Source organism: Brevundimonas sp. (assembly GCF_050729455.1).
In the GTDB taxonomy this organism is placed as follows: domain Bacteria; phylum Pseudomonadota; class Alphaproteobacteria; order Caulobacterales; family Caulobacteraceae; genus Brevundimonas.
On sequence record NZ_JBOHLI010000069.1, the window covers coordinates 1 to 11,396 of the forward strand.

Genomic DNA, 11,396 nt, shown 5'->3' on the forward strand with positions numbered 1-11,396 from the left:
GCCTTGCGACATGCCCCGCAGGGTGTTCACGTAGCCGAACATGTTCGCCAGCGGCACGAAGGCGTTGATGACGATGGCGTTGCCGCGCATGTCCTGGCCCTGGATCATGCCGCGACGGCCGTTCAGGTCGCCGATGACCGAGCCGAGGTATTCCTCGGGGGTCACGACCTCGACCGCCATGATCGGCTCGAGCAGCTTGGGCGAACCCTTTTCCTTCAGCTCACGGAAGGCGGCGCGCGACGCGATTTCGAAGGCCAGGACGCTGGAGTCGACGTCGTGGTACTTGCCGTCCGTCAGGGTGGCCTTGAAGTCGATCATCGGGAAGCCGGCCAGCAGACCGTTTTCCTTGGCCGATTCCAGACCCTTCTCGACGCCCGGGATGTATTCCTTGGGCACCGCGCCGCCGACGATGGCGTTTTCGAACACGAAGCCCGAACCCGCTTCACCCGGCTCGAAGGTGATCATGACGCGGGCGAACTGACCCGTACCGCCGGTCTGCTTCTTGTGCGTGTAGTCGATGTCGATCTTGCGACCCAGCGATTCACGGTAGGCCACCTGCGGCGCGCCGATGTTGGCTTCCACCTTGTAGGTGCGCTTCAGGATGTCGACCTTGATGTCCAGGTGCAGTTCGCCCATGCCCTTCAGGATGGTCTGGCCCGACTCGTGGTCGGTCGAGACGGTGAAGGAGGGATCTTCCGAAGCCAGCTTGGCCAGGGCGACGCCCAGCTTCTCCTGGTCGGCCTTGGTCTTGGGCTCGACCGAGATCTCGATCACCGGCGCCGGGAATTCCATCTTCTCGAGGATGATGGGCGACTTGATCGGGTCGCACAGGGTGTCGCCGGTGCGGGTTTCCTTCAGGCCGGCCAGGGCGACGATGTCGCCGGCGTAGGCTTCCTTGATGTCCTCGCGGTTGTTCGAGTGCATCTGCAGCATGCGGCCGACGCGCTCTTTCTTGTCACGCGACGAGTTCAGCAGGCCCATGCCGGTTTCCATCTTGCCCGAGTACAGGCGGCAGAAGGTCAGCGAGCCGACGAATGGGTCGTCCATGATCTTGAACGCCAGAACCGACAGGGGCTCTTCGTCCGAAGCCTTGCGGGTCACCGGCTCTTCCGTGCGGAAGTCGATGCCCGGCGTGGCCGGAATGTCGGTCGGCGACGGCAGGTAGTCGATGACGGCGTCGAGCAGGGGCTGAACGCCCTTGTTCTTGAACGCCGAGCCGCCGAGGATCGGGTAGAAAGCGCCGGTCAGAACGGCCTTGCGGATGCACTTCTTCAGCACTTCGACCGAGGGCTCTTCGCCGCCCAGGTAGGCTTCCATGGCGTCGTCGTCGAGTTCGACGGCGTTGTCGATCAGGTACTGACGAGCGGCGGCGGCTTCGTCAGCCATGTCGGCCGGGATGTCGCGAATGTCGGCGTCGGCGCCGACGGTGTCGGTTTCCCAGACGTAGGCCTTCATCTCGACCAGGTCGACAACGCCCTTCAGCAGGTTTTCGGCGCCGATCGGCAGTTGGATCGGCACGGCCTTGGCGCCCAGGCGGTCGCGGATCGACTGCACCGAGGCAGCGAAGTCGGCGCCGATCTTGTCCATCTTGTTGACGAAGACGATGCGCGGCACGCGGTACTTGTCGGCCTGACGCCAGACGGTTTCCGTCTGCGGCTCGACGCCGGCGTTGCCGTCCAGCACGGTCACGGCGCCGTCGAGGACGCGCAGCGAACGCTCGACTTCAATGGTGAAGTCCACGTGGCCGGGGGTGTCGATGATGTTGAGGCGCTTGCCTTTCCAGAAAGCGGTCGTCGCGGCCGACGTGATGGTGATGCCGCGTTCCTGCTCCTGGTCCATCCAGTCCATGGTCGAGGCGCCGTCGTGCGTCTCGCCCATCTTGTGGTTGCGGCCGGTGTAGAACAGGATCCGCTCGGTCGTCGTCGTCTTGCCCGCGTCGATGTGGGCCATGATGCCGAAGTTGCGGTAGTCTTCGATTTTATGCGTGCGGGGCATTGGAGTTGCCTTCGGGGTGCTTCGCGGACGCGACGGGCGCCCAAGGTGATATCGGATAAGACAGCGCGGGCGATTTAGCTCAAACCGCCCGCGCCGGATAGTCTCAGATAAGCGCGCCGGATGGCGCTTTGAAGACGCTTACCAGCGGTAGTGGCTGAAGGCGCGGTTGGCTTCGGCCATCTTGTGGGTGTCTTCACGCTTCTTCACGGCGGTGCCGCGATTGTTCGAGGCGTCCAGCAGCTCGGCGGCCAGCTTTTCCGTCATGGTGTTTTCACCGCGCTTGCGAGCGGCGTTGACCAGCCAACGGATGGCGAGGGCGCGACGACGATCCGGACGGACTTCGACCGGCACCTGGTAGGTGGCGCCGCCGACGCGACGCGAACGGACTTCGACCGACGGAGCAACGTTGTCCAGAGCCGTGTGGAAGGTCTCGACCGCAGTGTGGTCTTTCTTCTTCTCGGCCAGGATGTCGAAGGCGCCATAGACGATGTTCTCGGCGACGGCCTTCTTACCTTCGTACATGACGTAGTTCATGAACTTGGTGACGATCAGATCGCCGAACTTGGGATCCGGCAGAACTTCACGCTTCTGGGCGCGGTGACGACGCGACATGGATTATTCCTTGCAGTGCCCGGCAGACGCCGGGAAAATCTCTGAGGGTCCAGACCAGCAGGCCTGAAAACGGTTCGCTTACTTCGGACGCTTGGCGCCGTAGTGCGAACGACGCTGCTTGCGGTCCTTGACGCCTTGCGTATCGAGCACGCCGCGCAGGATGTGGTAGCGCACGCCGGGCAAGTCCTTCACGCGGCCGCCGCGGATCAGCACGACCGAGTGCTCCTGCAGGTTGTGGCCTTCGCCGGGGATGTAGCAAACGGCTTCGTGGCCGTTCTTGGCCAGACGGACCTTGGCGACCTTACGCAGAGCCGAGTTCGGCTTCTTCGGGGTCGTGGTGTAGACGCGGGTGCAGACGCCGCGACGCTGGGGCGAACCCTCCAGAGCCGGCACCTTGTTGCGGGTGGGCTTGGGCTTGCGCGGCTTGCGGATCAGCTGGTTGATCGTGGGCATTCGAATTCGTCTCTTTTCGATGTGGAGGCGTGTGCCTTTCGGCCGGAGCGCCTCATGAGCCTTCTTTTGGACGCCGCCGAAGCGCCGCCCGGGTGTTGATCGAGCGAGCCGGAACAGCCAAACGAAAAAACCGGAACGCGCGCTTCGGGCGTTCCGGCGGGCACAGCCCGTCCGTTCAATTGTCACGATCTCAACAGACGGCGAACCGCCCACGTCTCGAAAGTGCGCGCCGTTTACGCGGGATGGGTGAATGCGTCAAGGCCGCCAGCGGACGACCCCGATGACAAGTCACCGAACCGGCCGGCCATCGACCATCTGCGGCGAGACGCGGATATCCTTGTAGAGCTCAAGCGAAGCGGCGCCGAACCCCAGATCCTCGGACCACCCGAAGAACTCCTGCAACGCCACCTGACAGCCCTCGGGTTCGCCAGCCTCCGAAACAACGCAAATCAGATAGGTGTCGGCTGCGACGCTGCGCATCTCCGCCTCAAAGGGGTAGTGCGCGGCGAGCTCCTGTACGGGCGGCACAGTCAGCATGACGGGTGGAACCACCCTGGCCGGATCAAACCCCACCACGTCGCTCATGTCGCGTGTCACACGAACCCGCCCGCCGCGCACGGCCTCGCCGCCCTCGTCCGTCGTCGCGAGTTGCAAGCGCAGAGCCAGGAAGGTGGTCCCCAGGGCCTTCGCTAGGAAGGGACCGGTTTCGTCACCAAGGGCGGGCGGCGCCTCCAGGGGCACGCAGTGATGCAGCCGACCGTCCTCCCGGACGCCGCATTCGACCGTAAACAGGCCCTCCACCTTTCGCTTGCCGACTCCCAAGGTCGCCCGATCGACGTCGTCGGGCCCGACCACCCAAAGCGGTCTTTCGATCAGACGTCCTTCGGCCGTTGGGTCCGCCGTGCTCCAGACGACGCCGCCGACGAGCGCTGGGCCCGCTTCGACACCATGGCAGCCGCCGAGCACCAGCAGGGCGCTCACGTCCAGCGCCAATCGTTTCAAGCCTCTCATGCCGCACAGCCTCTCCAAGCGCCCCTGCAAGCGTCAGCATACGACATCGTCTGTTTGGCTCAATCCTCCCCTCAGGCCTGAGCCGATCCCGACTCTTGAGACGGGGTCAGGCGCGATTCAGTCCTCGAAGACCGCCGTTCCGCATTTCTCAAGACTCGCCCCAATATTGTCGTGCTTGCCTTGGCATCATTCTCGACGAGGATTGGGGAGCCGCCTATGAGCGTTGCAGTTCTGGCCCGCGCACCGGGCCGACGTCTGCGTCCCGGCGTGCGTCGCAGCCTGACGGCGGGCGCGTCGATCCTGCTGCACGTGGCCGTCCTGGCCCCCATGATCCTGCTGGCGACCGACCAGGACCCTCCAGCCCCGGCTCCGCCACTGCCCCCCATTATCCAGCTGGAGATCGAACGCCCCCCGGTCCCGCCAGAGCCGCCCCTGCCGCGGCCGCTTCCGCCGATCCCTGTCCCGACGATCGACCCCCTGCCCCCGCCCACGCCGTCCATCCAGGCCACGCCGCAGACGGCGCCCGTTCCGGCGCCGACGCCGACGCCGCAAGCCGCGCCCAAGAGCCTGCCCCAAGCGGTTCCCGCGCCAGTTCCCACGCCTGCCCCCGCACCAGCGCCCGCACGCGTGCCTGCTCCAGTCCCCGTGCCCGTTCCAGCCCCGCCCGCCGCCGCCGAACGCGCGGCGCCCGCCCCGGCGCCGGTCATCGCGATCCGCCCCCGCAAGAAGGACGAAGACGAGGCCCGCGACGGCCTGCCCGCCGCCCCGGCGCCGCGCATCGCCAATCCGGCGCCGGGCGCTCCCTCGGCCGCCGCCTCGGGCGTCGACGGCATTTCCGACGCCTGGCGCGTCGACCCCGAAGGCCAGGCTGGACGCAACGCTCGCGCCCTGCGCACCTCGCCGGCGGGCTGTCCGTCCACCCGGATTCTGCGACCCGGCGAACAGGCGATCTGCGACGAGCGTTTCAACGCCCGCGCCGCCGAAGGCGCCGAGCGGCGCACCATCACCGGCAGCGGCAACGCCGAACGCGACGCCCGCTTCGCCCGCGAAGGCGCCCGGGAGATGCAGCGTTATGAGGCCCAGCGTCGCCCCCTGTCCGGCGGCGTCGGCGTCATGCCGCCGCAGGAATGCCCCGGCTCGAACTTCGGCGTCGGGTGCGCCGGCGCCCACCTCGATCCGTCCATGCGCCAGGGCGCCACGACCAACGTCCGGCAGGACAGCAACAAACTGCCTGATCCGCGCTGACGCCGGCAGCCCTGCGATAGGCCCCATCGGCCTCAAGCAGCGCGAAGCGCGATAGGCTCAGCGGGCCTCAAGTAGCCCTAGGGCGATAGGCCCAACAAAAAAGGGCGGCGCTGTCGCCAGCGCCGCCCTCTTCAGTCTTCGGTTCCGAAAACGGATCAGCCTTCCGACTGCTCCAGTTCCAGGGCCAGGTCGGCCGGCAGCGGCTCGATCGCCTCTTCGCGAGCTTTCGTCAGTTGCGCGTCGCGCTCGTTCGCCAGCTTCTGCAGCGAGCGCAGATAGGCGCCCGTGCCCGCCGGGATCAGGCGGCCGACGATCACGTTTTCCTTCAGGCCTTCCAGCATATCCTTCTTGCCGTGGACCGAGGCGTCGGTGAGGACGCGGGTGGTCTCCTGGAAGGACGCCGCCGAGATGAAGCTGCGGGTCTGCAGCGACGCCTTGGTGATGCCCAGCAGGACCGGCTGGGTGATGGCCTGACGGCCGCCACGCTTCTCGACCTTGGCGTTCTCGAACGCAGCTTCGGCCACTTCGACGGTGTCACCGCGGATCAGGGTGGTTTCACCCGAATCCAGCACTTCCACCTTCTGCAGCATCTGACGGACGATGACTTCGATGTGCTTGTCGTTGATCGGCACGCCTTGCAGTCGGTAAACCTCCTGCACTTCGTTCACCAGATACTCGGCCAGCGCCTCGACGCCCTGGATGCGCAGCAGGTCGTGCGGATCCGGGTTGCCGTCGATGATGTAGTCGCCCTTCTGGATCAGATCGCCGTCGTGGACGGAGATGTGCTTGCCCTTCGGGATCAGGAATTCGACCGCCTCGGCCTGGTTGCCGTCGGCGTCCAGTTCCGGGGTGATCTTGATGCGACGCTTGTTCTTGTAGTCGCGACCGAACTCAACGCGGCCATCCATTTCGGCGATGACGGCGCAGTCCTTCGGACGGCGGGCTTCAAACAGTTCGGCGACGCGCGGCAGACCGCCGGTGATGTCGCGGGTCTTGGCGCCTTCGGTCGGAACACGGGCGATGATCTCGCCCGGCTTGACCTCGTCGCCGTTGGACACGGACAGAACGGCGCCCACGGGCAGCAGGTAACGGGCGTCAGAGCCCGAGGCCAGCTTGGCGTAGGTGTCGCCCAGGGTCACGCCCATGGCCGGACGCAGGTCCGAACCGCGGGGGCTGGCGCGCCAGTCGGAAACCACGCGCTGGGCGATGCCCGTCGCTTCGTCGGTTTCTTCGCGGACGGACAGGCCGTCGACCAGGTCCTCGAAGCGGATCACGCCGCCGACTTCGGTCAGGATCGGGGTGGTGTAGGGGTCCCACTCCGCCAGACGCTGGCCCTTGGCGATGTCGGCGCCTTCCTTGACGCGCAGACGGGCGCCGTACGGGACCTTGTGGGTCTCGCGGTCCTTGCCATCGACGACCACGACCACGACCACGTTGCGGCTCAGGGCCACCAGGTCGCCGTGCGCCGCGACGACGGTCGGGCCCACGATCTTGGCCTTACCGGCGTTGGTCGCCTCGTAGAACGAGGTTTCCGCCACCTGGGCCGTACCGCCGATGTGGAAGGTACGCATCGTCAGCTGGGTGCCCGGCTCGCCGATCGACTGGGCGGCGATAACGCCGACCGCTTCGCCGATGTTGACGTTGGTGCCGCGCGCCAGGTCACGACCGTAGCACATACCGCAGATGCCCGCGTCGGCTTCACAGGTCAGGGCCGAACGGACCTTGATCGACTGGACGCCGGCCGCGTCGATGGCCTCGACCTCCTCTTCCTGCAGATAGGTGTCGGCGGGGAAGATGACGTTGTCGGTGCCCGGCTCCTTGATGTCCTCGGCCGCGTAGCGACCCAGGACGCGCTGGCCCAGCGAGACCAGCACGTCGCCGCCTTCGACCACGGCGCGCAGGGTGATGCCGCGCGTCGAGCCGCAATCTTCCTCGGTGACGATCGAGTCCTGCGCCACGTCCACCAGACGACGGGTCAGGTAGCCCGAGTTGGCGGTCTTCAGCGCGGTGTCGGCCAGACCCTTACGGGCGCCGTGGGTGGAGTTGAAGTATTCAAGGACGGTCAGGCCTTCCTTGAAGTTCGAGATAATCGGCGTCTCGATGATCTCGCCCGAAGGCTTGGCCATCAGGCCGCGCATCCCGCCCAGCTGCTTCATCTGCGCCTGCGAACCACGGGCGCCGGAGTTGGCCATCATGAAGACGGAGTTGATGTCCGGCTCCTGGCCCGCGATCAGGACGCGAGGCTGAGCGATTTCGCCCATCATCTCGTCGGCGATCTTGTCCGTGGCCTTGGCCCAGGCGTCGACGACCTTGTTGTACTTCTCGCCCTTGGTGATCAGGCCGTCGGCGTACTGCTGCTCGTACTCCTCGACCTGGGTGCGGGTTTCAGCAACCAGCTGCTCCTTCTTGGCGGGGATGACGATGTCGTCCTTGCCCACCGAAATGCCGGCCTTGGCGGCTTCACGGAAGCCCAGCTGCATCATCTGGTCGGCGAAGATGACCGTCGCCTTCTGACCGCAGTGACGATAGACCTGATCGATCAGGTTACCGATTTCCTTCTTGGTCAGGTTCTTCTCGAGCAGACGGTAGCCGATGTTCGGGTTCAGCGGCAGCAGAGCGCCCAGCTTCATCCGGCCGGGGGTCGTGTCGATCACCTTGGTGATCTCTTCGCCCGCCGCGTTCATCTCGGTCCAACGCGCCTTGATCTTGGTGTGCAGCTTGACGACCTGGGCGTCCAGGGCGGCGTCGATCTCCCCCATGTTGGCGAACAGCTTGCCTTCGCCCGGCTGGTTCTCCTTGACCAGCGACAGGTAGTACAGACCCAGGACGATGTCCTGCGACGGCACGATGATCGGCTTGCCGTTGGCGGGCGACAGGATGTTGTTCGTCGACATCATCAGGACGCGCGCTTCGAGTTGCGCCTCCAGCGACAGCGGGACGTGAACAGCCATCTGGTCGCCGTCGAAGTCGGCGTTGAAGGCGGTGCAGACCAGCGGGTGCAGGCGGATGGCCTTGCCCTCGATCAGCTTCGGCTCGAACGCCTGGATGCCCAGACGGTGAAGCGTCGGCGCGCGGTTCAGCATGACCGGGTGTTCCCGGATCACTTCTTCCAGGATGTCCCAGACCTGCGGCTGCTCGCGCTCGACCATGCGCTTGGACTGCTTGACGGTGCCGGACAGGCCCTTGGCGTCCAGACGCGCATAGATGAACGGCTTGAACAGCTCGAGGGCCATCTTCTTGGGCAGGCCGCACTCGTGCAGCTTCAGTTCGGGGCCCACGGTGATGACCGAACGGCCCGAGTAGTCGACGCGCTTGCCCAGCAGGTTCTGGCGGAAGCGCCCCTGCTTGCCCTTCAGCATGTCGGCCAGCGACTTCAGCGGACGCTTGTTGGCGCCCGTAATCACGCGACCACGACGACCGTTGTCGAACAGGGCGTCGACCGACTCTTGCAGCATCCGCTTTTCGTTGCGGATGATGATGTCGGGCGCGCGCAGCTCGATCAGGCGCTTCAGGCGGTTGTTACGGTTGATGACCCGGCGATACAGGTCGTTCAGGTCGGACGTCGCAAAGCGGCCGCCGTCCAGCGGCACCAGCGGACGCAGTTCCGGCGGAATGACCGGGACGATCGTCAGGATCATCCACTCGGGCTTGTTGCCCGACTCCAGGAAGGCCTCGATCAGCTTCAGGCGCTTGGACGCCTTCTTGGCCTTCATTTCCGACGGGTTGTCGGCCAGCTCGCCGCGGTGGCGCTCGGCCTCGGCGTTCAGGTCGATGCCCATCAGCAGGTTGCGGACGGCCTCGGCGCCGATTTCAGCGGTGAAGCCGTCGTCGCCGTACTCTTCCTGGTAGCGGTAGAACTCGTCTTCCGTCAGCAGCTGGTTCTGCTTCAGCGGGGTCAGGCCCGGCTCGGTGACGATGTAGTTCTCGAAGTAGAGGACGCGCTCGACGTCCTTCAGCGCCATGTCCAGCATCAGCGAGATGCGCGACGGCAGCGACTTCAGGAACCAGATGTGGGCGACCGGGGCGGCCAGGTCGATGTGACCCATGCGCTCGCGGCGGACGCGAGCCAGCGTGACTTCAACGCCGCACTTCTCGCAGATGATGCCCTTGTACTTCATGCGCTTGTACTTGCCGCACAGGCATTCGTAGTCCTTGGTCGGGCCAAAGATACGGGCGCAGAACAGGCCGTCACGCTCGGGCTTGAACGTGCGGTAGTTGATGGTTTCCGGCTTCTTGATCTCGCCGAACGACCACGAGCGGATCTTCTCCGGCGAGGCCAGGGCGATCTTGATCTGGTCGAAGGTCGGCGTGACCGGGACCGGGTTGAAGATGTTCAGGACTTCCTGGTTCATCTTTTTTCCTTCTGCGGGGCTGCCCCGCGAAAATCATTCAGAGAGGAGAACGGGCGGACCGCCCTCCCCCGCCGAGGCGAGGAAGGGCGCTTGATCCGATCAGCCGTTTTCCAGCTCCACATTCAGGCCCAGCGAACGCATTTCCTTGATGAGCACGTTGAAGCTCTCGGGAATGCCGGCTTCGAAGCTGTCGTCGCCGCGGACGATCGCCTCGTAGACCTTGGTGCGGCCGGCCACGTCGTCGGACTTCACCGTCAGCATTTCCTGCAGGGTGTAGGCGGCGCCGTAGGCTTCCAGAGCCCAGACCTCCATTTCCCCGAAGCGCTGACCGCCGAACTGCGCCTTACCGCCCAGCGGCTGCTGGGTGACGAGCGAGTACGGGCCGATGGAGCGGGCGTGGATCTTGTCGTCGACCAGGTGGTGCAGCTTCAGCATGTAGACGTAGCCGACCGTGACCGGACGTTTGAACTGCTCGCCCGTCTGACCGTCGAACAGGATCGACTGACCCGAACGATCCAGACCGGCCGATTCCAGCAGGTCCTCGATGTCCGAGATGTGCGCGCCGTCGAAGACCGGGGTCGCGAAGGGCACGCCCTTGGCCAGGTTCTGCGCCAGCTCGATCAGGTCTTCGTCGCTCTGCGGCAGCGGAGTATCGGCGCCGTAGATCTCGGTCAGACGCGACACCAGGGCGTCACGCAGGCCGCCGTCCATCCACTGGTCGAGCAGGCCCTTGATCTGCTTGCCGAGGCCTGCAGCGGCCCAACCCAGGTGGGTTTCGAAGATCTGACCGATGTTCATGCGCGACGGCACGCCCAGCGGGTTCAGAACGATGTCGACGTGCGTGCCGTCGTCCAGGTGCGGCATGTCCTCGATCGGCAGGATCTTGGAGATGACGCCCTTGTTGCCGTGACGGCCGGCCATCTTGTCGCCCGGCTGAAGCTTGCGCTTCACGGCCACGAAGACCTTGACCATCTTCATCACGCCCGGAGGCAGTTCGTCGCCGCGCTGCAGCTTGTCGACCTTGTCCTCGAAGCGACGGTCGAGGCGCTTACGGGCCTCGTCGAACTGACGGCGCATGGCCTCCAGCTCGCCCATCGCCTTCTCGTCGTCCATGGCGATCTGCCACCACAGACCCGGCGCGATCTCTTCCAGCTTGTCGGCGGTGACCTCGCCGCGGCCCAGGCCCTTCGGACCCGAGATCGCGGTCTTGCCGATGAGCAGTTCGCGCAGGCGGACGGTCATGTTGCGGTTCAGGATCGCGAACTCGTCGTCGCGGTCCTTGCCCAGGCGGTCGATCTCGGCGCGCTCGATGGCCATCGCGCGCTCGTCCTTGTCCACACCGTGACGGTTGAAGACGCGGACTTCCACGATCGTGCCGGCCACGCCCGGCGGCAGGCGCAGGGACGTGTCGCGCACGTCGGAGGCCTTTTCACCGAAGATGGCGCGCAGCAGCTTTTCTTCCGGCGTCATCGGGCTTTCGCCCTTCGGCGTGACCTTGCCGACCAGGATGTCGCCCGGCTGGACTTCGGCGCCGATCGCCACGATGCCCGCTTCGTCGAGGTTGCGCAGGGCTTCCTCGCCGACGTTCGGGATGTCGCGGGTGATTTCTTCCGGACCCAGCTTGGTGTCGCGGGCCATCACCTCGAACTCCTCGAGGTGGATCGAGGTGAAGATGTCGTCGCGCACGATGCGCTCCGAGATCAGGATCGAGTCCTCGAAGTTGTAGCC

General features: G+C 65.5%; 7 protein-coding genes. 1 reads left to right on the forward strand and 6 read right to left on the reverse strand.

From position 1 onward, the window contains the following. From fusA to ACREEF_RS14280, 4 genes are all read right to left on the reverse strand, one after another. A partial coding sequence (fusA, locus tag ACREEF_RS14265; RefSeq protein WP_431566234.1) for an elongation factor G occupies positions 1–1,995 on the reverse strand: 1,995 nt, incomplete at its 3' end. A 138-nt stretch (positions 1,996–2,133) separates the two neighbouring features. Beyond that, complete coding sequence (rpsG, locus tag ACREEF_RS14270; protein WP_201100533.1) at positions 2,134–2,607, reverse strand: 30S ribosomal protein S7; 474 nt, start codon at positions 2,605–2,607, stop codon at positions 2,134–2,136. 78 nt (positions 2,608–2,685) lie between these two features. Further along, complete coding sequence (gene rpsL / locus ACREEF_RS14275) at positions 2,686–3,060, reverse strand: 30S ribosomal protein S12 (RefSeq protein WP_431566235.1); 375 nt, start codon at positions 3,058–3,060, stop codon at positions 2,686–2,688. 288 nt (positions 3,061–3,348) lie between these two features. Continuing rightward, the gene (locus ACREEF_RS14280) at positions 3,349–4,041 is read right to left on the reverse strand and encodes a hypothetical protein (protein WP_431566236.1); all 693 of its coding nucleotides are present in this window, start codon (positions 4,039–4,041) and stop codon (positions 3,349–3,351) included. Between the two features lie 246 nt (positions 4,042–4,287). On the opposite strand from ACREEF_RS14280, the gene ACREEF_RS14285 reads away from it, so the two are divergent. Next, the gene (locus ACREEF_RS14285) at positions 4,288–5,316 is read left to right on the forward strand and encodes a hypothetical protein (RefSeq protein ID WP_431566237.1); all 1,029 of its coding nucleotides are present in this window, start codon (positions 4,288–4,290) and stop codon (positions 5,314–5,316) included. A gap of 155 nt (positions 5,317–5,471) precedes the next feature. Here ACREEF_RS14285 and rpoC read toward each other — a convergent pair whose 3' ends face one another. Both rpoC and rpoB read right to left on the reverse strand, forming a co-directional pair. Next, a complete protein-coding gene (gene rpoC, locus ACREEF_RS14290) occupies positions 5,472–9,668 on the reverse strand; it encodes a DNA-directed RNA polymerase subunit beta' (protein WP_431566238.1) in 4,197 nt (1,398 codons plus the stop codon). Positions 9,669–9,767: 99 nt separating this feature from the next. Beyond that, positions 9,768–11,396 (reverse strand): DNA-directed RNA polymerase subunit beta (gene rpoB, locus ACREEF_RS14295; RefSeq protein ID WP_431566239.1); only part of this gene is annotated, 1,629 nt, incomplete at its 5' end.